This window comes from Bacillus sp. 9.4, assembly GCF_055486415.1.
In genome coordinates this window covers 26,261-51,060 of record NZ_JBVFMU010000006.1, presented here as the reverse complement: position 1 = coordinate 51,060, position 24,800 = coordinate 26,261, and the positions used below count along the sequence as shown (strand labels likewise).

Sequence of the window (24,800 nt, the reverse complement as noted above, 5' to 3'; positions counted from 1 at the left end):
ACCTTACGATCAAAGGAATTTTCATTCATTCGCCTAAATATGTAAAGGAGCCAGACAAATGGACGATACAGACCTTCAGATTCTCTCGCATTTGCAGCGAAACGGCAGATTAACGATGGTTGAGTTGGGAAAGCTTGTCGGACTCAGCTCGCCAAGCGCGGCGGAGCGTGTCAGGAAGCTGGAAGACAAAGGAGTGATTACCGGCTACAGCGCGAATATCTGTTACGAAAAACTAAACAAGCATGTCACCGCTTTTATTCTCATGGAGCCGAAAAGCTGCAAGCACTACGCCGCCTTTGCAACATCGCATCCTGATGTAGCAGAAAACCACCGCATCACGGGGATGTACAGCTATGTGACAAAGGTCGTGACTGAATCGGTACATACGCTTGAGGATTTTATTGACGCCACGATGGCCCATGGAAAACCAACCACGCTCGTTGTGCTTTCTTCTTCTAGCTGCCATCCCGCTTTTTGATAACAAAAAACCCGCAGCTAATCTGCGGGTTTTCCTCACTTATTTTTGGGCAGCCTTTAAAGCGCGTGCCCCAATGTCTTTTCTGAAAAAGAGTCCCGGTTTGAATATTTCATCAACCGCTTTGTACACTCGGTCTCTAGCCGCTTCAAACGATTCATCAAAAGCTGTCACATTGGCGACGCGCCCCCCGTTTGTAACGAACTCTCCGCCTTCTGCTTTCGTTCCGGCATGGAAGACCACGACCTGCTCAGTTTCTGCTGCAAGGCTGCCGATCGGCGTGCCTTTTGCGTAGCTTTCCGGATACCCTTCTGATGCAAGCACAACACTCACTGCCGCGGTATCCTTCCATCTTAAGTCAACTTCCTTATCATCTAAAAGATCAAGAAGCACCTGTACCAGATCAGATTCCATGCGCGGAAGCACGACCTGTGTTTCCGGATCGCCGAAACGGGCATTAAATTCAATGACCTTCGAGCCGTTTTCAGTAAGCATCAATCCAGCGTACAAAACGCCAGTGAAGGAACGGCCTTCTTGTACCATTGCTTTTGCGGCCGGCTTAACGATCGTTTCTACAGCATGGCGAACCGTTTCTTCCGAAATTTGCGGAACTGGAGAGTAAGCGCCCATTCCGCCCGTATTCGGGCCTTTGTCTCCGTCAAACGCACGCTTGTGATCCTGGGCAATCACCATCGGATACACCTTTTCCCCTTTGACAAAGGCCATCAGAGAAAATTCTTCACCAGAAAGATATTCTTCAATGACAACGGACGCGCTCGCATCACCGAACTTTTCATCTTCAAGAAAGTCATGCAGACACGCAATTGCTTCTTCCTCTGTCATAGCCACAGTAACGCCTTTTCCAGCTGCAAGTCCATCTGCTTTTATCACAATCGGAGCACCTTTTTCCTGCACATATGCCTTCGCCTCATCAAAGGATGTAAACGTGTCGTATTCTGCGGTCGGAATGTCGTATTTCTTCATTAAATCCTTAGCGAACTGTTTGCTTCCTTCGATGATCGCCGCGGCTTTTGACGGGCCGAACACGCGCAGACCCGCTTTTTCGAATTCATCCACCAGACCTTCAATTAAAGGAACCTCAGGGCCGACAATGGTTAGGCCGACCTGGTTTTCTTTTGCAAACGAGACAAGCCCTGCGTGGTCGCTTTCCTCAATGTTTACAAGCTGTGCGGAAGCTTCCATGCCGTCATTTCCAGGAGCGGCAAATACATTCTCGACGAGGCTGCTTTGCGCTGCCTTCCACGCCAGTGTATGTTCTCTTCCGCCTTTACCGATAATTAATACATTCACGTCGTTTTCATCCCCTTAATGTTTGAAGTGTCTGATGCCGGTGAATACCATGGCAATGCCGTATTCATCCGCTTTTTTGATGGAATCCTCATCTCGGATCGATCCGCCTGGCTGAATGATGGCTGTAACGCCCGCTTTTGCCGCTTCTTCGACAGTATCTGGCATTGGGAAATATGCATCCGAACCGAGCGCGCTGCCCTTCGCTTTTTCCCCTGCTTGCTCGATTGCGATTTTTGCCGATCCGACGCGGTTCATTTGGCCTGCTCCCACGCCGACTGTCATGTTGTCCTTCGCGAGAACAATCGCATTTGATTTCACATGCTTCACGACTTTCCAAGCAAGCTTCAAGTCTTCCCACTCTTGCTCGTTCGGCTCTCTTTTTGTCGGAATGCTAATCTCAGCATCATCGAAGCCGTGCATATCTAAATCTTGAATCAGCAGCCCGCCTTGAACAGATGTCAGCTGTTTTTCCTTTTGAACAGCGGCGGATACGTCAAGCGTCAGCAGACGGAGATTTTTCTTCGCAGTCAGGACGTCGAGCGCTTCTTGGCTGAATGAAGGCGCAATGATAATTTCTAAGAAAATGTTGTGAAGCGCTTCGGCAGTTGCCTTGTCCACTTCACGGTTCAGCGCGATAATGCCGCCGAAGATAGATGTTTTATCCGCTTCAAACGCTCTGTCAAACGCTTCGGCGATCGTTTTTCCTGTTCCTACACCGCACGGGTTCATATGCTTCACAGCAACAGCAGCCGGCTCAGTGAATTCACGAACGATTTGAACTGCCGCATCCGCGTCTTTAATGTTGTTGTAAGAAAGCTCTTTTCCGTGAAGCTGTTCTGCTTGCGCAATGGAGCCTTTGACAGGAAGAGCTGTTTGATAGAAAGTTGCTTCCTGATGCGGGTTTTCTCCATAGCGAAGCGATTGTTTTTTCTCAAATGTCACAGTGAATTGCTCTGGTTCTTTTTCACCGACAACATTTGTCAGATAGTCAGCGATCAGTGCATCATATGCCGCAGTATGACGGAATACTTTTGCCGCGAGCTCGCGTTTTTTCTGAAGAGATACGCTGCCTTCTTCTTTGATTTGATTCAGCACTGGGCTGTAATCGGCCGGATCGACGATAACCGTGACATCCTGATGGTTCTTTGATGCCGCACGCAGCATGCCAGGTCCGCCGATGTCGATATTTTCGATCGCTTCTTCATACGTGACGTCTTCTTTAGAAATCGTTTCTTTAAATGGATAGAGGTTGACGACAACGAGGTCAATCGGCTGAATCCCGTGTTTATTGATCTGCGCCATATGCTCTTCATTGCCGCGAACCGCCAGAAGACCGCCGTGAATATTCGGGTGAAGGGTTTTTAACCGGCCGTCCATAATTTCAGGAAAGCCTGTCACTTCAGAAATTCCGATCACATCTACACCGTTTTCTTGAAGCAGCTTTTTCGTTCCGCCTGTGGAGATGACTTCAACGCCAAGCTCTGTCAGTTCTTTTACGAAAGGAACGAGATTTGTTTTATCTGAAACACTGATTAACGCACGTTTAATGGTCATGCCTTTTCACCTCTGTTATTTAATCCTAATAGCTGTTTAATCACACTCGGATACCATTTATGCTCAAGCTTGTGAATACGCTGTTCGATTGTTTCCAATGTATCATGTTCATCAATTTCGATTGCCTTTTGAGCGATGATCGGACCTGTATCCATTCCTTCATCGACATAATGCACAGTGATTCCGGCCACCTTCACACCCGCCCGGTATGCCTGTCCGACTGCGTCGATTCCAGGAAACGCCGGAAGAAGCGACGGGTGAATGTTAATGATTTTTCCTCCATATGCTTGAAGGAGCGTATCACCGATCAGCCTCATATAGCCGGCAAGAACAATCAATTCAACCTCGTGAAGACGAAGCTGTTCAATAATTGCTTTTTCAAATGCAGCCTTGTTTTCATAAGACTTCGGCTCAAATGCAAAGGATGGAATGTGGAATGCTTCCGCCCGTTCGATGACTTTCGCCTGCGGTTTGTCGCAAACGAGAAGCGCTGCTGACGCATCCCAGTTCTCCTCCTTCAAACGCGTGACGATGGCTTCGAAGTTTGAACCGTTTCCTGATGCAAATACCGCAAACTTTTTCATGAAAGTGCCGCACCGCCGAATGTGACGCCTTCACCTTTTTTCACACGCCCGATTAAAAAGGCTTTTTCGCCATGGCTTTCAAGCGTTCCGATCACATCTGTCAGATGCTCTTCTTTGACAGCCAAAACAAAACCGATACCCATATTAAAGACGTTGAACATGTCTTCTTCCTTTAGCTTGCCGTACTCTTGCAAGAAAGAAAAAATTGGCGGGATCGGCCATGAGCCATGATCAATTTCCGCACTTAAGCCTTCCGGAAGCATACGCGGAATATTTTCTATAAATCCTCCGCCTGTCACGTGCGCCATGCCGTCGATTTTTCCGCTTTTGACCGCGGCAAGCACAGGCTTCACGTAAATCCTTGTCGGTTCAAGCAATTCCTCGCCAAGCGGGCGTTCAAACGGCTCATATGTTGTATCAAGGTCCAGCTCCGCATCATCCAGAAGCACTTTTCTGACAAGGGAAAATCCGTTGCTGTGAAGGCCGCTGGAGCTGAGGCCGATCAAAAGATGGCCCTCTTCGATGTTTTCTCCAGTCACGATTTCGTCCTTTTCTGCCACTCCGACCGAGAAACCGGCAATATCGTATTCATCAACTGTATAGAGTCCCGGCATTTCAGCCGTTTCACCGCCGACTAAGGCTGAACCTGACTGCTCACAGCCTTCCGCCACACCTTGTACAATCTGTTCAATTTTCACTGGGTCCGCTTTGCCGACCGCTAAATAATCGAGGAAAAACAGCGGCTCTGCACCTTGTGCCAGCACGTCATTGACACACATTGCAACAGCGTCCACGCCAATCGTGTCATGCTTATCCATGGAAAAAGCGAGCTTTAATTTTGTGCCGACACCGTCCGTTCCCGAAATGAGAACTGGTTTTTGATAAGAAAGCTCAGACAGGTCAAACATGCCGCCAAAACCGCCAAGGCTGCCCATAACGCCAAGCCGTTTCGTGCGCTCCACGTGTTTTTTCATTCGTTTTACAGCTTCATATCCGGCTTCGATGTCAACTCCTGCGTTTTTATATGCTTCAGACATCCTATTCACTCCTTTAAGGCGCTTTTCAAAATATCTCCCCGAAAGAGGGCAGAAAGAGAAAGGCAGCCTAACTGCGCTGCCTTTATGTCATTTTTCAAGTTTTATTTGGTTAATACTGCTTCTTTTACGTGAGGAAGCACTGTATCCTGGTAAATTTCAGTCGGATATTTTCCTGTAAAGCAAGCGAGACACTGTCCGCAATTCGAGTCATCGTATTTTCTGCCGATGCCTTTCAGCAGCCCTTCCACACTCAAAAATGAGAGGGTATCGGCTCCGATTTCCTGACGGATTTCTTCAACAGAATGCGAAGACGCGATTAATTCTTCATGTGTGGAAGTATCAATGCCGTAAAAGCACGGATGAGCGATCGGCGGTGAACTGATTTTCACATGCACCTCTGTCGCACCCGCTTCTCTAAGCATCGTGACAATCCGGCGGCTAGTTGTTCCGCGTACGATAGAGTCATCCACCATCACGACGCGTTTGCCTTCTACAACCCCGCGCACCGCAGACAGCTTCATTCTAACGCCTTGCTCACGCAGAGCCTGGGACGGCTGAATAAACGTTCTGCCAACATAACGGTTTTTGATTAAGCCAAGCTCATACGGAATGCCTGTTGCCTCTGCATAGCCGATCGCCGCTGAAATACTGGAATCCGGAACCCCGGTTACGACGTCGGCTTCAACTGCGGATTCCTGAGCCAGCATTTTCCCAAGGTTTTTACGGGCACTGTGCACATTAATACCGTCAATATTGCTGTCTGGTCTGGAGAAATAAATGTACTCCATGCTGCAAATGGAACGATTGATATTCATGGAAAAACGCTCTGATTTCATGCCTTCATCATTAATGATCAGCATTTCCCCCGGCTCTACCTCGCGAAGGTACGTTGCGCCGACGACGTCAAATGCGCATGTTTCTGATGCGACCACATAAGCATCGCCCATCATGCCGATGGATAGCGGTCTCAGCCCGTTCGGATCAAGTGCGACAATCATTTCTGTTTCGGTCATGATCAGGAACGCATAGGCGCCTTTCAGCATAGAAAGCGAGTTTTTAATTTGATCCTTCAGCGTGAAGTGTCCGCTTCTTTTGATCAGGTGAGCCAAAACCTCTGTATCCGAAGAGGTTTGAAAGATGCTCCCTTGATTTTCGAGCTGCTGCTTCAGCTGAGTGGCATTGACAAGATTTCCGTTATGAGCAAGCGCCAGGCTGCCGTTGTTTTGGGAACGGAAGAGGAGCGGCTGAACATTTTCGTATCCGCCGCCTCCAGCCGTTGCGTACCGAACGTGCCCGATAGCGCCTTTTCCCTTTACTTTGCTGAGTTCGCCATTTTGAAATACTTCAGTGATCAGACCTTGGCCTTTGTGAGCCGTCAGCTTTTCACCGTCAGTCGCTACGATGCCCGCACCCTCCTGTCCTCGGTGCTGAAGGCTGTGGAGACCGTAATACGTGATCTGCGGGGCTTCTTCATGTCCCCAAATCCCAAAAACGCCGCATTCTTCATTTAAGCCTTTGATTTCAGCAAGCATGGGATAGCTCCTTTCCATACGCGTTCAAGCTCTTTCGTTTGCGCATGAATCATTTGTTGTCCATCTTGGTTTTGAATCGCCAGAATTCCGTCAGCTGTTACCTCACCAATATGAACCGCATCTTTTACAGCTGCTTCAAACGCTTCTTGATGTTCTTTTTTCACTGAAACGACGAAGCGGGATTGAGATTCAGAGAATAATAATGCCGCTTCCCCTTCTACAGTCACATTAGCGCCAAGGTTTTCCGTCGTCATGACACTTTCCGCAATCGCTACGCCTAAGCCGCCTTCAGACACATCATGCGCAGATTGAACGAAGCCTTTTTTAATCGCGTCAAGCAGTGCTTTTTGACGAGACAGCTCTACATCAAGATCGATTTGCGGCGCTTTGCCGTAAATACGGCCTTCTGTCATTTTTTGCAGCTCGCTTCCGGCAAACTCTGGTTTTGTTTCGCCTATCACATATACGAGATCTCCCGCTTGTTTGAAATGCTGTGTTGTAATGTGTGCTGTATCTTCAATTAAGCCAACCATGCCGATAACTGGTGTCGGATAGATCGCCGTACCGTTTGATTCGTTATAAAGCGATACGTTACCGCCGATAACCGGTGTGCTGAGAACATTGCACGCTTCGCTTATGCCGTCTGCCGCTTTTTCGATCTGCCAGAAGATTTCCGGCTTCTCCGGGTTTCCGAAGTTAAGGTTATCTGTGACCGCAAGCGGTTCTGCGCCTGAGCAAATGATGTTGCGCGCTGCTTCAGCGACAGCAATTTTCCCTCCGACTTCAGGATCAAGATAGAGATAACGCGCGTTACAGTCTGTCGTCATCGCCAGCGCCTTTTTCGTTCCGCGGATTCTGAGAACACCAGCATCAGACCCAGGAGCGACAACTGTATTCGTACGCACCATGTAGTCATACTGATCATAAACCCACTCTTTACTCGCAATCGTCGGCTGCTGAAGAAGGGCCTTCAGCGTTTCATTCGCATCTTCAATTTGCGGAGCCGGAACGTCCGTTTCCAAAAACTCGCGATAGTAAGCAGGCTCTTGAGAAGGCTTATGGTAAACCGGTGCTTCTTCTGCCAAGGCATCAACAGGCAGCTCGCACACAACCTCTCCTTTGTGTGTCAGGCGAAGCATTTTATCATCTGTCACATGTCCGACAGAAACCGCTTCAAGATCGTACTTGTCAAAAATATCGATAATTTCCTGCTCACGTCCGCGCTCAATAACCAAAAGCATCCGTTCTTGTGATTCAGAAAGCATCATTTCATACGCGGTCATGCCTGTTTCGCGCTGAGGAATCAGGTCAAGATTCATTTCAATGCCAGAACCGGCTTTACTTGCCATTTCTGCACTTGAGCTTGTTAAACCGGCAGCTCCCATATCCTGAATGCCGACTAAGGCGTCGCATTGGATAACTTCCAGACATGCTTCAAGCAAAAGCTTCTCCATAAACGGATCGCCAACTTGGACAGCAGAACGCTTTTCTTCAGACGAGTCTGACATTTCTTCAGAAGCAAACGTAGCGCCGTGGATTCCGTCACGCCCTGTTTTCGCTCCTACGTACATTACTGTGTTGCCGACACCCTTTGCCTGGCCTTTTTTGATGTCTTCATGGTTGATTAAACCGACGCACATTGCGTTGACGAGCGGATTTCCTTCATAGCTGCTGTCAAACTGCACTTCTCCGCCGACTGTCGGGATGCCGATACAGTTGCCGTATCCAGCGATACCCGCTACTACTTCTTCAAACAAGTACTTCACGCGGGGTGAAGTCAGTTCACCAAATCGAAGAGAGTTCAATACAGCGATTGGACGGGCACCCATTGAGAATACATCACGAATAATTCCGCCTACGCCAGTCGCAGCGCCTTGGTAAGGCTCGAGAGCTGATGGGTGGTTATGTGATTCAATTTTGAACACAACCGCTTGGTTATCACCGATATCAACGATTCCGGCGCCTTCCCCAGGCCCCTGCAGCACACGCTCACCGCTTGTCGGGAATTTACGCAGAATCGGCTTTGAGTTTTTATAGCTGCAATGCTCAGACCACATGACAGAAAAAATTCCGATTTCTGTGTAGTTCGGCAATCTTCCAATAATGGATTCTATCAATGCAAACTCATCATCACTGACACCCATTTGCTGATATAGTTTCTCTTCTTTTATTTGTTCTTTACTTGGTTCAAGCAGTAGTGACATGAGTTTCCCTCCAATTTTTCACGATAGACTGGAACAATTTAAGACCGTCGGCGCTTCCAAGCAGTTCATCGACCGCGCGCTCAGGATGAGGCATCATGCCTAATACGTTGCCTTTCTCATTGACGACACCGGCAATGTCGCTTACACTTCCATTGATATTAGATCCGTATGTGAAAGCAATTTGATTGTTTTCCTTTAATGAAGCAAGCGTCTCGTCATCACAATAGAAATTTCCTTCACCGTGGGCAACCGGGATTGTAATCGATTCTCCCTTTTCGTAGGAAGCTGTGAATAAGGTTTCGTCGTTCTGAACAATCAATTCAACCGGACGGCAAATGAACTTCAAATCTTTGTTGCGTCTCATTGCACCTGGCAGAAGCCCAAGCTCCTGTAAAATCTGGAATCCGTTACAGACGCCAAGAACGGGTTTTCCTTCAGCCGCTGCTTGTTTGACAGCTGGCATAATATTCGCAAATCGGGCGATAGCGCCGCATCTTAAGTAGTCGCCGTAAGAAAACCCTCCCGGAATTAACACACCGTCGAATCCGTCAAGGCTTGTTTCCTCATGCCAGACGTATTCCACTTCATGGCCAAGCTCATCCTTTACAGCATGATACATATCGATATCACAGTTGGAGCCGGGTAACACAATCACCGCAAATTTCACTGTGCGACTACCTCCTCAACCTCATATCTGTAATCTTCAATCACTGTGTTCGCAAGAAGTTTTTCGCACATTTCTTTCACTAGCACGTCAAGATCACGGTCAGATTTTTCAATGGTAAGCTCCATGTATTTCCCGATGCGCACATCTTGAACTTCGTTGTAAGTCATACTGTGCAAGGCATGCTGGACAGCGCTCCCTTGTGGATCTAGTACACTTTCTTTTAAGCTGACATAAACTTTTACTTTATACATGATGAATGCCTCCCAGTCTTTTGAAAATCTCTTCGTATGCGTCGGTTAAGCTTCCCAGATTGCGTCTGAATAAATCTTTATCCAGCTTTTCGTTCGTTTCTTTATCCCACAAGCGGCAAGTGTCAGGAGAAATTTCATCCGCCAAAAGCACTTGCCCTTCTGCATCTAAACCGAATTCAAGCTTGAAATCTATTAATCTGACATGACAATCGCCGAAAATGCTTTGAAGCTCTTCATTTACTGTTTTTGTAATGGACTTAATGGTTTCTACCTGCTCAGGAGTCGCCGCTTTCAAAAGCCAAATATGATCTTCTGTGATGAGCGGATCACCCAGCGCGTCATCCTTGTAGTAAAACTCGATAATCGGCTGCTCAAGCTCCGTGCCTTCTGGAATGCCGAGACGTTTGGACATGCTTCCTGCCACAACATTTCTGACCACGACTTCAAGCGGCACAATCGTTACCTTTTTAATGAGCTGTTCCGTTTCCGAAATGCGCTCGATAAAATGATTGTTAATGCCCTTTGCATGAAGGTGTTTGAAAATTAAGCTTGAAATCTCGTTATTTAAGCGCCCTTTCCCGCTGATTTCTGCTTTTTTCTCGCCGTTAAAGGCAGTGGCGGAGTCTTTATACACGACATACAGCGTGTTTTCGTCATCGGTTTTGTAGATCTTTTTTGCTTTTCCTTCGTATAAAAGTTCATTCTTCACAATATTCACGGAAGGCCTCCTAACCCGAATGTTGGGAATTTTCAAACTGCGGCGGCTTAGAAGAAGCCGCTAAAGCTTCTTCTATGCTAAACCTAAACGTTCAAAGATCAGATCAACATTTTTCAGATGGTAATTGTAATCAAAGCAGTCAGCAATTTTTTCTGGAGAAAGACGTGACGTGATTTTCTCTTCCGCTTCAACAAGCTCGCGGAACGGCACTTGTTTTTCCCACGCTTCCATTGCTTTCGGCTGAACAGTATCATAGGCTTCTTCACGTGTAAGGCCTGTGTCAATCAAAGCAAGCAGCACACGCTGAGAATAGATAAGGCCGAGAGTGCGGTCCATGTTGCGCTTCATATTTTCCGGGAAGACCGTTAAGTTCTTCACGATGTTGGAGAAGCGGTTCAGCATGTAGTTCAGCGCAATTGTCGCATCCGGAAGAATAATCCGTTCTGCTGAAGAATGAGAAATATCGCGCTCATGCCATAATGGAACATTTTCGTAAGCTGTCATCATGTAGCCGCGGATCACGCGCGCCATGCCTGTCATGTTTTCAGAGCCAATCGGATTTCGTTTATGCGGCATTGCAGATGAACCCTTTTGCCCTTTCGCGAAAAATTCCTCTACTTCACGTGTTTCACTCTTTTGCAGTCCGCGGATTTCCACAGCAAATTTCTCGATGCTTGTCGCGATCAAAGCAAGTGTTGCCATATAGTCAGCATGGCGGTCACGCTGAAGGGTTTGAGTTGAAATCGGTGCTGCTTTCAATCCGAGCTTCTCACAGACATATTGCTCAACAAATGGATCAATGTTCGCATATGTGCCGACAGCGCCGGAAATCTTTCCAACCTCAATGCCTGCTTTCGCTTGTTTAAAGCGCTCAAGATTACGTTTCATTTCTTCATGCCAAAGCGCAAGTTTTAAGCCGAAAGTTGTAGGCTCAGCGTGTACGCCGTGCGTGCGCCCCATCATGACTGTGTATTTATGTTCTTTCGCTTTTTCTTTTATAATGTCAACAAATCTCTCAAGATCCTTGAGCAGAATATCGTTTGCCTGTTTTAATAAGTAGGAAAGAGCCGTATCAACAACGTCAGTTGACGTTAATCCGTAGTGCACCCATTTTCTTTCTTCGCCCAGTGATTCGGAAACGGCGCGCGTAAAAGCGACAACGTCATGGCGCGTGTCCTGTTCGATTTCTAAAATGCGGTTGATGTCAAATGATGCGTTCTCACGCATAACTTTTACATCTTCTTTCGGAATGACGCCAAGCTCCGCCCACGCTTCACAGGCAAGAATCTCTACCTCCAGCCATGCTTGAAATCTGTTTTCATCCGTCCAAATCGCGGACATTTCAGGTCTTGAATAACGTTCGATCATTCTGCTTGTCCTCCGTCTCTATTCATCCATTTATTTGTGATCTCCTGAATCCATTCGTCTTCAGGCTGCTTCATAAATGTAATATGCCCCATTTTGCGGCCTTTTTTGATTTCATGTTTTCCGTATATATATAGCTTTGCCTCTTTTAAAAGCTCCGGGTCTTCCTCAACAAGCTTCACTTCATCGCCGAGAAGATTCACCATCATGCCCGGCTTCAGCAAATCTGTCTTCCCAAGCGGAAGCCCGCATACCGCTCTGATATGCTGCTCAAACTGGCTCGTCTCGCAAAGGTCCAGCGTATAATGCCCAGAATTGTGCGGTCTTGGCGCCAGTTCATTGACCAAAAGCTCTCCGTCCTCTGTCAGGAACATCTCAACAGCAAGCGGTCCGACAAGGTTAAGCTCATCTGCAAGCTTAACTGCGAGATCAGCAGCCTTCTTCTGAATCCCTTTCTCTACCCGTGCGGGCACGATGCTTTGGAAAAGAATATTGTTGTAGTGAATGTTTTCAGCTGTCGGAAATGTTGAAATTTCACCGTTTACCGATCTGACGACGATCACCGACAGTTCCATTTTAAAAGAAACCCAGCTTTCAAGAATGCAAGTTCCGTGTTCTAACAGAGCGGCTGCCTGCTCCATTTGCGTCTCTTCTTTTATCACAAATTGGCCTTTGCCGTCGTACCCGCCGCGGCATGTTTTCAGAACTGCCGGAAGCCTGAGCTCCTGTACCGCCTGTTTCAGTTCATCCTTTGTTTTGACGATGCTGTACGGTGCGACTTCACAGCCCGCGGATTGAATTGCTTTTTTCTCTGTTTCACGGTTTTGGGTAATGAGCAGCAGCTCACTTCCTTGCGGGAGATACGCATGATCTTTTAGCCAATGCAGCGCATCATAGTCGATGTTTTCAAACTCATATGTGATGATATCGCTGATTTCAGCCAATTTTCGAATCGCTTCACGGTCATTATAATGAGCGGTAATTTCGATATCCGCAACCTGCCCGCACGGCGAATCTTTCACCGGATCAACGACCGCGACTTTATACCCCATTTGTTTGGCGGACACAGCCATCATTTTCCCAAGCTGGCCGCCGCCGATAATGCCGATTACAGCTCCCGGATAGATGATTTGTTTAGACAAGCCGATCACTGCTTTCTAACACTGTCTGTTTTGTATTTTCTCTTCTCTCATCCAGCTTACGGGCAAGGTCTTCGTCAAATGCTGACAAAATTTGCGCCGCTAACAGGCCTGCGTTCACAGCACCCGCTTTGCCGATGGATGTTGTCGCAACAGGCACGCCTCCAGGCATTTGGACGATGGAAAGAAGTGAATCCATTCCGTTCAGCGCCTTGGACTGAACCGGAACTCCAATGACTGGCAGTGTTGTTTTCGCAGCCGTCATCCCTGGCAGATGCGCCGCTCCTCCGGCACCGGCAATAATCACCTTGATGCCTCTTTCTCTAGCAGTTTCAGCATATTCAAACATGAAATCAGGCGTCCGGTGAGCGGAAACGACCTTTTTTTCGTACGGAACATTGAGTTCGTCAAGTATGTCGCATGCGTGTTTCATTGTCTCCCAATCGGAAGTGCTTCCCATGATGATTCCTACTAGCGGCTGCATTCTGTTCCCCACCTTCTAATGCTTTTGTTTTCAGAAAATAAAAAATACCCGCTCTGCATTGCACTTATGAGGAAGCAATACAAACCGGGCATGGTACATGTATCGTCAGTCGTTCGCTTCTGCGATATATCCATGTCAGTTTTATCGATCACTTTCCTGCATAGTCCGGCAATTTACGGTTGCCGGGTAGAAACTTATGGGCCATATTCCCAAGATTATATGAGGTCGTGTTTTGATTTCATGTTTATCTTAACAACGGACATGGATAATGTCAACGATATTATCGAACGATACAAAAATTCATTCTACTAATGTTCGTGTTTTAGATCAATTTCCCTTCAAATACGATTTTTTTCCCGCACGGAACGATCTGAATTGACCCATTTTCCTTTTTTTCCATAAAAATAGGCTCTTCCATTCGCCTTACAGGCAGATATCCTTCTTCTTTCATTTGCTGAAGCACCGCATCAATCGTTTGCTGCTCTGTCACTTCAAACTTTTTCTTCTTCGGCTTTGCCATTATTCTTTAATTCTCCTCTTCTTCACCGCTTTGACCCAGAAGCCGCCGTGGATTGTTTTTGGTTCGTACGCAATAATAAAGGCTTTTGAATCAAGTGTTTTAATCGTATCATATAGCTGGAGTTCATATTTTCTCGGCGTTAGGATCTGAAGGGCTGTGCGGTCGCCTTCAAGCCCGCCTGCCACCCAATTTGTCACGCCGTAGCCTTTTTCACGGAGCTGCTTCGGAAGATCAAGATCGAGCTCCTTCGTAATCACATTGACCATAATATAGCCAAGCGCCAATTTTTCTTCTATTTTCATGCCGACAATTACGCCAAGACCGTAACCGAGCGCGTACGCGATCACATTTTGAATCTGGTCTAAGTTATCGAGCACCAGACTCAGCCCTGTCACATAAACCAGTATTTCAATCGTACTGATGCCGGCCGCTAAATAACGCTGTCCTTTCAGCGTTAAAATCATTCTTATCGTAAAAAATGACACATAGACAATATTAATAATGAGAATTATGAGAACCATGGCTATCCCATTTGATAAGATGGTTTGCATCATTTTATTCATCCCCCTACTCTTCAGCTTGCACAAAGCATTCATATTCTACTAGAGAAATGAGCCGTTTACAATCAGCTTCGCCCGTAAGCTTAAGCAAAATATTTCGACATGCTTTTATGCGTTGAACAGTAGTAGTTTACCCTCTTTCTCGCCTTTTCAAAATCAAAACAAAAAAGCCCGCTTTTCAGCAGACTCACCTCTTTATATCTATTGTCAGATCTCTTTTTTCATTTTCTGAAGGGACTTGTATTCTTTCTCAAGCTCACTCAGCGTGTAGTCAGCAAGCTGTTCCCCTCTTCCTTGATAAAATTCCGAGAGCAGTAATTTGGTTTTTAAAAATTGCTTCTTTTGATTAATTGCTCGGCGAAGCACATCAGCCATGTCCATCATCCTCCTTAAACATAAAGGTTTTTGCGCTGGACGTTTTCAGCATTTTCCCCATCATACACGGGTTAATCCTACAAATCAACTATGTTTTTTAGATATATTTGTAAAAAGTGTGACATAAAAAAACCGGCTAGGATTAGCCGGTTTTTTCATTAAAGCGGAATCAGCGACGCCGTAAAATATTCAGAAATAAACGGCCAAGTCACTGCCGTAAACAGCAGCGCTATCGCAACCACTGCAAATACACAATAGATATAATCAATTGGTGCATCTTGTGCCGCCTGGTACACACGCTGTACATACAGCGCGATGATAAAAAAGATGGAAAACAAGATCAGCACCGTAAACAGTACTGTCAGCATTGGGATATTTACGATCGCAAAGATCAGCCAAAGGATTGAAACAGCAATTACGGGTACAAGCAATGAACCCAATACGGCAGCCGCTTCTCTGAACGTCACCTTCTGCTTCATCATATAGCGGGAGACAGCCCATATAGCAAAGACCATTACCGCGAAAAAGATCAGCAAATACACAAGAACAACTAAAAACCCGTCATAGAAAGCATGATGGCGTTCTCCGAAACCGAGCGGCCGATTCCAGCTTGCCTTTAACTGAAACCAATTCCCAATTGAAAAAATGATACTGAATATAAGCATTGAAATCAGACCGTACTTATAATGAGAAAAACCATCCGTTACGACAGTTTTCGCCGGTGATTTTAAAATCGAGAACGCAAAACCGCAATATCTGTTGATGGCTGCCCAAACAGACGCAAGCTTGTCTTTAACAGTTGATTCACCGCGTTCCTGGCGCGGTTTCTGCTTTTGTTTTTGCTTCTGCTTGCTTTGCCGGCTCGCCTTTCTGGACATTCTCGATAGCGGTTCTTCATCTGCATCTATTCTTTCACTCTGGTTAATTTCTTCTTCAAACGTTTCTTTTCTTTCTTCCGTCATGTCAGCAACTCCTATCAAAAAAATACGGCGGAATACCATTCAGCAAGAAAATAAAACACTTATATAAGGTACCGAAGCCTTCCTGAACAGTCAAGTCATTTCCATTTAAGTAAAGCATGGCGGCACATCTACATGACGGTATATCGTATGAAATGGTTTTATCTTTTTCAATTCTTATTTTAAGAAGATAAAGTACAGGATAAATACGACAAACAGCCCGTACATGATTGGGTGAACCTCTTTTGCTTTTCCTTTGCACACCATTGTAATCGGATAGAAAATAAATCCGATGGCAATACCAGTCGCGATGCTGTACGTTAACGGCATCATGATCATGGTAAGGAAAGCAGGAACAGCCACTTCGAACTTATCCCAAGCGATTTTGCCAAGCGGCGCCACCATCAATGCACCAACGATAATAAGCGCCGGCGCTGTTACATTTGACGTAACGACTGATAGGAGCGGAGAGAAAAACGTAGCCAGTAAAAAGAGAATCCCTGTTACAATTGCGGCAAATCCTGAACGGGCACCCGCAGCGACACCTGAGCTTGATTCCACGTAAGAAGTTGTTGTAGACGTACCAAGCACGGCACCGATCACAATAGAAGATGAATCAGCTAAAAGCGCACGGCCCGCACGCGGCAATTTGTTTTCCTTCATTAAACCAGCTTGTGTTGCCACAGCAACAAGTGTACCAGCTGTATCAAAAAATCCGACAAACAAGAATGTTAAAATAACGATCAGCATTTGTACAGAGAAAATATCCGGGAGGTGAATCCACGCTTGTCCGAAAGTCGGCGCAAGGCTTGGCACACTGCCTATAATTTGAGTCGGAACCGGAACCAAACCGAAAATCATGCCGGCTACCGCTGTTAATAGCATCCCGATAAACACGCCTGCGTTCACGCGAAGCACCATTAAAATAACCGTGACAATCACACCGAAAATCGTTAACAGCACAGGACCGCTGTGAATGTTTCCGATCGTGACGAGCGTAGAAGGATTTGCAGTAATGATTCCTGAGCCTTGTAAGCCAACGAATGTAATAAACAGGCCGATCCCCGCACCGACTGCCAATTTCAGCTCAGGCGGAATGGCGTTGATGATTTTTTCACGAAAACCTGTTAAAGAAAGAGCAACGAAAATAAGACCTGAAATAAAAACACCGGACAAAGCTGCCTGCCATGAAATACCCATACCAAGGACAACAGAAAACGCAAAAAACGCGTTCAGCCCCATACCCGGCGCAATGGCAATCGGATATCTCGCTATTAATCCCATTAAGATACAGCCTGCTGCAGACGCCAGCGCTGTCGCCGTAAAGACTGCACCCTGGTCAATTCTCAGCGCCTCCGGAAAATCTTTCACGCTGTCCAAAGCAAGCGTAATCGGATTGACGAACAAAATATATGCCATAGATAAAAAAGTCGTTAATCCGCCAATGATTTCATTGCGATAGCTGGTGCCCAGCTCATCAAACTGAAAAAACGATTTCAAGCTATTTGACTCCCTTCACTCTTTGCTATTTATTCTGTCCTGAAAACGCCAAATAAAAAACGCCCCAATACATTTTGGGACGCTTGACTACAGACGGATTTCAGTTCGAATAAATAAACGTGTTTTATTTATATCAAACGAAAGAAATGTTTACGTAGTCAAGCCATTTACGGTAGCTTGGTAGAGACTTGCGAGCCATATTCCCGCGATTATACGAATTCATCTTATTTGATTTCTGTGTCTATTGTACCAACTTCATTTTGAAAAAACAATACAAAAAGCGAACAATAGTCACACAAAATCGGATTTTGTTCGTAATAAACAAATAAAACCATCTTCCCGGCAAAATTGCCAAAAAGATGGTTTCCATTAATTGATTCTTATTCCCACTCAATCGTCGCAGGCGGCTTACTTGTAATATCGTACACCACGCGGTTAATGTGCTTCACTTCGTTTACGATACGTGTCGAAATGACTTCAAGCACATCCCACGGGATACGCGCCCAGTCAGATGTCATGCCGTCGATTGATGTAACGGCACGGATTCCGATTGTGTAATCATATGTTCTTGCGTCACCCATAACACCAACGCTGCGGATGTCAGGAAGAACAGTGAAGTATTGCCAGATATCACGCTCTAAGCCGTGATTTGCAATTTCTTCACGCAAGATTGCATCTGATTCACGAACGATTTCAAGTTTTTCTTCTGTTACTTCGCCAAGAACACGGATTCCGAGTCCCGGTCCTGGGAACGGCTGACGCCATACGATTTCATCCGGAATGCCGAGCTCTGTGCCAAGCGCGCGCACTTCGTCTTTGAAAAGCGTGTTTAACGGCTCGATCAGCTCAAACTGCATGTCTTCAGGAAGTCCGCCGACATTGTGGTGAGATTTGATCGTTTGTGCCGTTGCTGTACCGCTCTCGATGATATCTGTGTAAAGCGTACCTTGTGCAAGGTAGTCGATGCCTTTGAGCTTGTCCGCTTCATCATCAAACACGTAAATGAATTCATTACCGATGATTTTGCGTTTTTGCTCAGGATCAGAAACGCCTTTTAGTTTATCTAAGAATCGATCTTGTGCGTCTACTTTAATCACGTTCATGTTAAAGCCTTCGCTGAATGTTTTCATAACACCCTCAGCTTCGCCTTTACGGAGAAGACCATGGTCTACAAAGATACAAGTCAGCTGGTCGCCGATCGCTTTATGAATCAAAACAGCAACAACAGAGGAATCAACGCCGCCGCTTAGCGCGCAAAGAACCTGTTTGTCTCCGACCGTTTCACGGATTTTTTGCATTTCGATTTCGATAAAGTTCTCCATTGACCATTCGCCTTCGCATTCGCAAACACCGAATACAAAGTTTTTCAGAAGATCATTGCCGTATTCGGAGTGGCGCACTTCCGGGTGGAACTGAACGCCGTACCATTTTTTGTCTGCTTTGCTCATTGCTGAGTTCGGGCAGTGATGGCTTGTCGCGTCAACAGTGAAGCCTTCAGGAACTTCTACAACCAAATCGCCGTGGCTCATCCAAACCACTTGTTCATTCGGAAGATCTCTGAACAAATCAGGTGTGCCTTCGATGTGGATGTTTGCTTTTCCGTATTCACGCTGGCTTGCCGCTTCAACTTTACCGCCAAGGTAATGAGTCATCAGCTGCATGCCGTAGCAAATTCCCAAAACAGGAATATCAAGCTCGAAGATTTTCTCGTCACAGCGGAAAGAATTTTCATCATACACACTGTTTGGACCGCCGGATAAAATAATTCCTTTTGGATTCATTTTTTTAATTTCTTCAGCCGTCAATGTATGTGGATGCAGCTCGCTGTATACACCGAATTCACGGATACGGCGTGTAATCAGCTGGTTATACTGACTGCCGAAATCAAGGACAAGAATCATTTCATTCACTAACTTTGTCATGGTTGTCACCTAATCTCCTCTAAGTTTTTTGACACAGAAAAAAACGAGGACAGATATGAAGCTCGCTCCGCCCTCTTTGGCAAGGCCGTTTGCCGGAGTCAGGCCAACTCGCTCCCAGACTCCGATAATATTCACTAATTCTAACAACACGTCGATAAGTGGTCAAGACCATCTTCTTTTAATTAAATTTTCCCATAACTCTCTCGAATCATTCCATAGCGCCGAAGAATCTTCATTTCTGTAAAGCGCCCTTTCATAGCTTAATGTCAGCTTTGACATGTCTTCTATGTCGTATTTTTCATCGATTCGTTTTGCATAATCACGCAGCGTTTCACTGTCTCGTTTCGGCAGTCCTTTTCTCTTCAGTTGTTTCAGCAGCGCGCCATATGCCTCAAAAAACGCGTGCTGATCGCTGCGCCGCTTCAGTTTCCTCACGGCGAAAACAGGAATCCATAACGAGCGGAAAACATACAGCAATACAGCTGCCACCAGGAGGACTGCAAGAATCGCAAGCGCTGCATACAAGCCCGCACCGGCATTGGTATGTGAAGCGGACGGCTTTTTAGAAACAGCTGGCTCCCGCTTTTCCTTTTGTTTTTCCTCTTTTTGCGGCTGTTTTTTCTCTTCTTTCTGTTTTGCTTTCTTCGGCGAGCTGCTGTTATCGCTGCCGGAGTCCTTTGTGTCAGAAGAAGTAAATTCAGCCGGATTTGTAAACCCTTTAGTCGGCTCAAATGTAACCCAGCCCTGTTCCGGGAAATACACCTCTACCCAGGAATGGGCATTGTTATTTGTCACTTCGTAGATGTTGCCATTTTTGTTTCCTGCTTCTTTGTATTCGCCGGACGTATAACCCTTTACCCAGCGGGCCGGAATCCCGGCCGAGCGCAAGAGCACCACCATGGCGGAAGAAAAGTTATCACAATAACCCATTTTCGTTTCAAAGAGAAATTGATCGACATAATCTTCATCATTCTTAGGAATGGTCACGTTTTCTGTTTCATATGTGAACGCATTTGACCCTAAATAGTCCTCAACCGCTTTCACCTTATCAAACATATTGTCGTGATCCTGAGTCAGTTTGATCGCAAGGGTTCTCACCCGCTCTGGCAGTGAATCTGGAAGCTGCATGTAGCGATCGCTGAATGTGTACTCCTCACTGTTTTTTCTCACTTTTACCTTTCTCAGTTCATCCAGCTTATAGACCGGGGAATTGTACGTTACAGTATAATTCCCCATATTTCTGATTTCACCGGCTTGTTCACTGATCGGAGAAATTTGCTCCGTGTTGCCGTTCATTTCAAGTGAGACAGCCTGCTTTGGCTGAATGGTTTCCGCACCAATCGGATACATCAGATGGTTATACCCGTAGTGCTTATCAACTTTTACACGGACGGTGCGGCGCTCTGTCGCAACCTTATGGTCAAACCACAGATTTTCAACTTTTCCATTGCTAAGCTGATACGACATGCCTGTGTCTGTTTCAATCCAGCCTTTCCCGGTATACGTATCCTTCGTTTCCACACGGAAATACGTACGCTCTTTTCCCTGCCATGTAAAAACAGGTGTAGCATCCTGCTGGAACGGGCCGCCGAGTGATTCATCATGATTCCCGTATCCGATTTTGCTTTCCCCTGCAGACACGCGGTCTTGATGAGTGATTTTTTTAAGAAAAGGCACCGGATCAGGCCAAGCCGGCTCTGATTTTGGAGCGGCGAGTCCGAATCCCGTTGCAGCCAAAACCAATACAGATAAAGGAAGAAACCATTTCAGGACAGATGTTTTTGGCAGTGTGATTCTTTCCATCAGCTTAATGCGCTCCAAGTATAAAAGGCCCAGCATAAAGAAGCCGATCAGCACGATACGGATGACGGCAAAAGTAGCATCATATGGCGTAAAGGTATCAAGAATCGTAATATACGCTACTGTCATCATAAAGAAAAACAAAATTCTTCTCTGGTAAATCACCCAATAATGCAGGAGATAGACCAGCAGCCACAGCAGCACAAAAAACAGCAGGGTCCGAAATGAAGGAATCATGTCATTCCATTGCCCAGATTGAATCAGCGTGATATTCAGATAGACATCCTGCAAAAAAGAGCTGACCCAGCTCAAGTCGAATATAGATCCTTGATAAAACAGGATGTGTATCGAGATCAATGTAAATATGACACAAAAAGGAACGGTGACAAACCACCTCATCCTGAAAAAAGTCAGCAGAAACGTCAAACCGATAAAGACACTAAAAAAGCCTGTATGTTTCGTTTCAGTAAAACTGTCAAGCGGCCTGAGCCACTCCCACAGCAATAAAAAAGCCAGAAAATAAAATAACAGCAAGCTCAAACGGCTTCCCTTGTGATCATCGTGCGGCATGTGAGCTAGTCACCTCTCTTTCTAAACAACACGCGAAACTCGCCCGCCCCTCATGACCCGAACTCTGATTTGGCGTTTCATCATGCGTTCAATCATGACATTTTCAGCTTGAGAGAGCTCAGCATCTTTCTCTTTTGCCAGTATCACCGTAACCCGGCCGCCTCCTATTTCTGCGAGGTGCAGCATATCTTCCGTTAACTGTCCCGTGACAACAACTTGATCAGCTTGGCGAACAGATGGCTTTCCCAGCTCTTCCCGTGCATATCGGCTTATCGGGTCTGCCGCATCACAATGAGCGATGGCTAAATGCCGAAGCATGTGCTTAAAATGCTGATCCCCTTCCTGAATAGGGAAAATGTTTTTTTCCTTCCCGATGGAAGCCAGACCAGCACCCGCGCCGTTTTTTAAAACAGAATGAAGAATCGAAGCTGTCACTGAAACGACCTCTTCGAATGCGTCTGAGGAAAAACGGTCCATCAGCAGAAACAGATTTTTGCTGCGAGAAGGCTCAAATTCCTTCGTCATCAGCTGGCTCCGCCGTGCAGAGGTCTTCCAATCTAACGCAGCAAACCGGTCTCCCGGCTGATAATTCCGCACACTTGCTGCGACTGAGGAATGGTGCTGATGAATAGGAGAAGAACCGCTTACACCGTCTTCCTGATGCCTCTCATTCACCTGATAGGAAAAACGCTGAAAGGATGGATAAACAAACAGGGTATCATCCAGCTCAAAAAATGCTGTTTTTTCAATCAAGCCAAGAACATCCCCGGTTCGCACCCTGACAGAATGAAAGTGATGCTCTCCGCGCGGTACCCGAGCTAATTCATACGACATCGTCATGCTCCGCTTAAACCAAGGAAAAACGAGCCGTTTGGCCGCGGTTTCGTCTCGGTTGAAGGACTCAATACCTTCTGGCAGGCAATCTTCAATCACCATATACATCAGGGGAAATGGCAGCTTCCTTCTCAGCGTAACCGTTACGCCCAGCCTGTCCCCCGCATGCAATTGTGTTTTATCCATTTGCCGTGTAGCCTGAAAAGAACGGAGCGGATACAAGGCCAGCAGCCCGGCATACAAGACAAAAGGGAGAAACGCGTAAAACAAAAACCAGCTGACAAAGCCGCCCTGAAACATCGCATAAGAAAAAACAGCAGCCGTCAATAAAGTTAATATAATCAGCTTCCAACCATAAACGAGCCATTGCCATTTCTTATTCATTAGCGGACCGACGACCTTTGAACCGGCACCTTCACAGCTGACATGATCTCCCTTACAATCGCTTCTGCCTGAATCCCTTCAAATTTCGCCTCAGGATGAAGCATCATCCGGTGCGGCAGCGTGAAAGGAGCTAAATATTGAATATCATCCGGGATGACATAGTCGCGATAATGCAGCAGCGCGTATGCCTGTGCCGCTTTCATGAGGGCGATTGAGCCGCGCGGACTGACGCCTAATTGAACAGAAGGATGCTGTCTCGTTTTCTGCACGATTTCAACGATATATTCCTTAATGCTGTCATCAGCACGGACATTCTGCACTTCCCTCTGTAAACGGATGAAGTCTTCTTTTGCAATAACCGGCTCAAGCGTCTCAATCGGATGGCTTTTTTCCTGAAGAGATAAGACGTCAAGCTCTTCATTAAAGGACGGATAACCCATCCGAAGTTTGAATAAAAAACGGTCAAGCTGGGCTTCCGGCAAAGGATAGGTTCCTTCATATTCGACCGGGTTTTGCGTTGCCATCACAAAAAAAGGAGCGGCAAGCTGCATCGTATGGCCATCTACCGTGACGCTTCCCTCTTCCATCGCTTCGAGCAAAGCCGACTGTGTCTTCGGAGAGGTACGGTTGATTTCATCGGCCAGCACGATATTTCCCATAATCGGGCCGGGACGATATTCAAACTCCATCGTTTTCGCATTATAGATAGATACCCCTGTTACATCAGATGGCAGCAAATCCGGAGTGAATTGGATTCTTTTGAAATCGGCGCCGATTGACTTTGCCAGCGCGCGGACCATCATCGTTTTTCCGACTCCGGGTACATCCTCAAGCAGCACATGCCCTTTGGCAAGAAGGGCTGCTAAGCTGAGTATGGCGATGTCTCGTTTTCCAACCATTACTCTATTAATATGTTCAACTGCTTTCCCCAGCAAAGGATGCAGGTCTTCTTGATATGCCATTCTTTTCCTCCTAGTCATCTACAAAATTCATCATAATGTAACCTAACTTTACCACAAAAAGCAATCTGTATAAAAAAACGATTCTAGCAAATTGTTTCCAATAAAGCTGGCCAAAACACACAAAAAAAGCTTCCTGTGGCAGGAAGCTCAATTATTTGTGTTCTAAAGGCTCCATATGAACATGCGAATAATCAATCGCATGCTCCTCCTTCATTCTCCGCTCAATTTCATTGGCTATATCGTGGCTTTCCGTAATATTTAAATCTGCCGATACCTCAACCACCACATCAACATGAACCGTACTGCCCAAGTATCTTGCTTTTATGTCTTTTAAACGGCTCACACCGGAGATTTTTTCGATTGTCTGTTTATAAGCGGAAATGTCTTTTATGTCGAATCCATCTGTCAAAGAGTGAGATGACTCTTTAAAGATATCCCATGCGGTCTTGCAAATAAGCAGACCGATCACAAACGCAGTGACCGTATCAATCCAAGCAAGATGGAATTGAGCAGCCACAATGCCGATAAATGTGCCGATACTGACGAATGCGTCTGATTTATTATCAGCAGCCGCAGCAAGGAGCGCCTGGCTCTTCACCTTTTTGGCCAGCCTTTTATTGTACCGATAAACGATCAGCATCAGGACTGCCCCGCCCGCTGCCGTCCAAGCAGCAATCATATCCGGCGTCTCTTGTTTAGCAGAAAAAATAGATTCTCCGGCGCTGAACAGCACTTGCAGTCCGACAACCATCATAATAAACGATGCGATAAGCGATGCAATCGTTTCTGCTCGAAAGTGGCCGTATGGATGATCTTCGTCAGGAGGCTTTTGAGAGATGCGCAGGCCAATCAGCACAGCAACAGAAGCAATAATGTCAGTTGTGTTATTTAACCCGTCTGCCGTAAGTGCTTCCGAGTGAAAAAGATAACCGATGATCAGTTTAATTGCGGAAAGAACAAGATACGCGGCAATGCTGACCAGCGCCCCGGATTCTCCCTTTTTCAGTTCATCATATCTCTCCATACAAAACCTCCTCCCCGCTCACATTTTCCTATTATTATCTTACAAAGCTGAACCGCAGTGGGTCTACAG

General features: G+C 46.2%; 23 protein-coding genes and 2 riboswitches. Of the genes, 1 reads left to right on the top strand and 22 read right to left on the bottom strand.

All coding sequences use genetic code 11. From position 1 onward, the window contains the following. The first annotated feature begins 58 nt into the window (after positions 1-58). The gene (locus tag ACZ07B_RS19630; protein WP_327826211.1) at positions 59-478 is read left to right on the top strand and encodes an Lrp/AsnC family transcriptional regulator; all 420 of its coding nucleotides are present in this window, start codon (positions 59-61) and stop codon (positions 476-478) included. A gap of 39 nt (positions 479-517) precedes the next feature. Here the strand turns inward: ACZ07B_RS19630 and purD are convergent, their stop codons facing one another. The 22 genes from purD to mneS form a co-directional block, all read right to left on the bottom strand. Next, positions 518-1,786, bottom strand: coding sequence for a phosphoribosylamine--glycine ligase (purD, locus tag ACZ07B_RS19625; protein WP_041851230.1), 1,269 nt, complete (start codon positions 1,784-1,786; stop codon positions 518-520). A gap of 15 nt (positions 1,787-1,801) precedes the next feature. Next, positions 1,802-3,340, bottom strand: coding sequence for a bifunctional phosphoribosylaminoimidazolecarboxamide formyltransferase/IMP cyclohydrolase (gene purH / locus ACZ07B_RS19620; RefSeq protein ID WP_032722973.1), 1,539 nt, complete (start codon positions 3,338-3,340; stop codon positions 1,802-1,804). Beyond that, positions 3,337-3,924, bottom strand: a complete 588-nt coding sequence (purN, locus tag ACZ07B_RS19615; RefSeq protein WP_021481301.1) for a phosphoribosylglycinamide formyltransferase — start codon at positions 3,922-3,924, stop codon at positions 3,337-3,339. The genes purH and purN overlap by 4 nt, the downstream gene beginning before the upstream one ends. Further along, positions 3,921-4,961 (bottom strand): phosphoribosylformylglycinamidine cyclo-ligase, encoded by a 1,041-nt coding sequence (gene purM, locus ACZ07B_RS19610; RefSeq protein WP_464877571.1) that lies wholly within the window; start codon positions 4,959-4,961, stop codon positions 3,921-3,923. The genes purN and purM overlap by 4 nt, the downstream gene beginning before the upstream one ends. Positions 4,962-5,062: 101 nt before the next feature. After that, on the bottom strand, positions 5,063-6,493 hold the full coding sequence (gene purF / locus ACZ07B_RS19605) for an amidophosphoribosyltransferase (protein WP_003233947.1): 1,431 nt from the start codon (positions 6,491-6,493) through the stop codon (positions 5,063-5,065). Next, a complete protein-coding gene (gene purL / locus ACZ07B_RS19600; protein ID WP_464877570.1) occupies positions 6,469-8,697 on the bottom strand; it encodes a phosphoribosylformylglycinamidine synthase subunit PurL in 2,229 nt (742 codons plus the stop codon). The genes purF and purL overlap by 25 nt, the downstream gene beginning before the upstream one ends. Further along, on the bottom strand, positions 8,681-9,364 hold the full coding sequence (gene purQ / locus ACZ07B_RS19595; protein ID WP_015715440.1) for a phosphoribosylformylglycinamidine synthase subunit PurQ: 684 nt from the start codon (positions 9,362-9,364) through the stop codon (positions 8,681-8,683). Before purQ ends, purL begins: the two co-directional genes overlap by 17 nt. After that, positions 9,361-9,615 carry a phosphoribosylformylglycinamidine synthase subunit PurS gene (purS, locus tag ACZ07B_RS19590; RefSeq protein WP_003219409.1) on the bottom strand — a complete coding sequence of 85 codons (255 nt, stop codon included), beginning with the start codon at positions 9,613-9,615 and terminating at the stop codon, positions 9,361-9,363. Before purS ends, purQ begins: the two co-directional genes overlap by 4 nt. Beyond that, positions 9,608-10,333 carry a phosphoribosylaminoimidazolesuccinocarboxamide synthase gene (gene purC / locus ACZ07B_RS19585; RefSeq protein WP_038428521.1) on the bottom strand — a complete coding sequence of 242 codons (726 nt, stop codon included), beginning with the start codon at positions 10,331-10,333 and terminating at the stop codon, positions 9,608-9,610. Before purC ends, purS begins: the two co-directional genes overlap by 8 nt. Before the next feature lie 72 nt (positions 10,334-10,405). Further along, on the bottom strand, positions 10,406-11,701 hold the full coding sequence (purB, locus tag ACZ07B_RS19580; protein WP_014476028.1) for an adenylosuccinate lyase: 1,296 nt from the start codon (positions 11,699-11,701) through the stop codon (positions 10,406-10,408). After that, on the bottom strand, positions 11,698-12,840 hold the full coding sequence (purK, locus tag ACZ07B_RS19575; RefSeq protein ID WP_464877569.1) for a 5-(carboxyamino)imidazole ribonucleotide synthase: 1,143 nt from the start codon (positions 12,838-12,840) through the stop codon (positions 11,698-11,700). Before purK ends, purB begins: the two co-directional genes overlap by 4 nt. Then, the gene (gene purE, locus ACZ07B_RS19570; RefSeq protein ID WP_041056904.1) at positions 12,833-13,321 is read right to left on the bottom strand and encodes a 5-(carboxyamino)imidazole ribonucleotide mutase; all 489 of its coding nucleotides are present in this window, start codon (positions 13,319-13,321) and stop codon (positions 12,833-12,835) included. The genes purK and purE overlap by 8 nt, the downstream gene beginning before the upstream one ends. A gap of 141 nt (positions 13,322-13,462) precedes the next feature. Continuing rightward, a riboswitch (purine riboswitch) is annotated at positions 13,463-13,564 on the bottom strand. A 79-nt stretch (positions 13,565-13,643) separates the two neighbouring features. Beyond that, positions 13,644-13,841, bottom strand: coding sequence for an NETI motif-containing protein (locus tag ACZ07B_RS19565; RefSeq protein ID WP_003219403.1), 198 nt, complete (start codon positions 13,839-13,841; stop codon positions 13,644-13,646). Continuing rightward, positions 13,841-14,395 (bottom strand): DUF2179 domain-containing protein, encoded by a 555-nt coding sequence (locus ACZ07B_RS19560; RefSeq protein WP_015482896.1) that lies wholly within the window; start codon positions 14,393-14,395, stop codon positions 13,841-13,843. The genes ACZ07B_RS19565 and ACZ07B_RS19560 overlap by 1 nt, the downstream gene beginning before the upstream one ends. A 213-nt stretch (positions 14,396-14,608) precedes the next feature. Then, positions 14,609-14,776, bottom strand: coding sequence for a Fur-regulated basic protein FbpA (locus ACZ07B_RS19555; RefSeq protein ID WP_003244066.1), 168 nt, complete (start codon positions 14,774-14,776; stop codon positions 14,609-14,611). A 158-nt stretch (positions 14,777-14,934) separates the two neighbouring features. After that, the gene (locus ACZ07B_RS19550; protein WP_014479057.1) at positions 14,935-15,738 is read right to left on the bottom strand and encodes a hypothetical protein; all 804 of its coding nucleotides are present in this window, start codon (positions 15,736-15,738) and stop codon (positions 14,935-14,937) included. A 174-nt stretch (positions 15,739-15,912) separates the two neighbouring features. Further along, positions 15,913-17,235, bottom strand: a complete 1,323-nt coding sequence (pbuG, locus tag ACZ07B_RS19545) for a hypoxanthine/guanine permease PbuG (protein ID WP_217003357.1) — start codon at positions 17,233-17,235, stop codon at positions 15,913-15,915. 135 nt (positions 17,236-17,370) lie between these two features. Further along, positions 17,371-17,472, bottom strand: a riboswitch (purine riboswitch). A 143-nt stretch (positions 17,473-17,615) separates the two neighbouring features. After that, positions 17,616-19,157, bottom strand: a complete 1,542-nt coding sequence (guaA, locus tag ACZ07B_RS19540) for a glutamine-hydrolyzing GMP synthase (protein ID WP_024571783.1) — start codon at positions 19,155-19,157, stop codon at positions 17,616-17,618. Between the two features lie 162 nt (positions 19,158-19,319). Next, the gene (locus ACZ07B_RS19535; RefSeq protein WP_216996353.1) at positions 19,320-21,527 is read right to left on the bottom strand and encodes a DUF4129 domain-containing transglutaminase family protein; all 2,208 of its coding nucleotides are present in this window, start codon (positions 21,525-21,527) and stop codon (positions 19,320-19,322) included. Positions 21,528-21,548: 21 nt separating this feature from the next. Beyond that, entirely contained in the window at positions 21,549-22,745 is a 1,197-nt protein-coding gene (locus ACZ07B_RS19530) for a DUF58 domain-containing protein (protein WP_024571785.1), read from the bottom strand. After that, positions 22,745-23,707, bottom strand: a complete 963-nt coding sequence (locus tag ACZ07B_RS19525) for an AAA family ATPase (RefSeq protein WP_160831930.1) — start codon at positions 23,705-23,707, stop codon at positions 22,745-22,747. The genes ACZ07B_RS19530 and ACZ07B_RS19525 overlap by 1 nt, the downstream gene beginning before the upstream one ends. Positions 23,708-23,858: 151 nt before the next feature. Beyond that, positions 23,859-24,731, bottom strand: a complete 873-nt coding sequence (gene mneS, locus ACZ07B_RS19520) for a manganese transporter MneS (protein ID WP_015382984.1) — start codon at positions 24,729-24,731, stop codon at positions 23,859-23,861. Positions 24,732-24,800 lie beyond the last annotated feature (69 nt).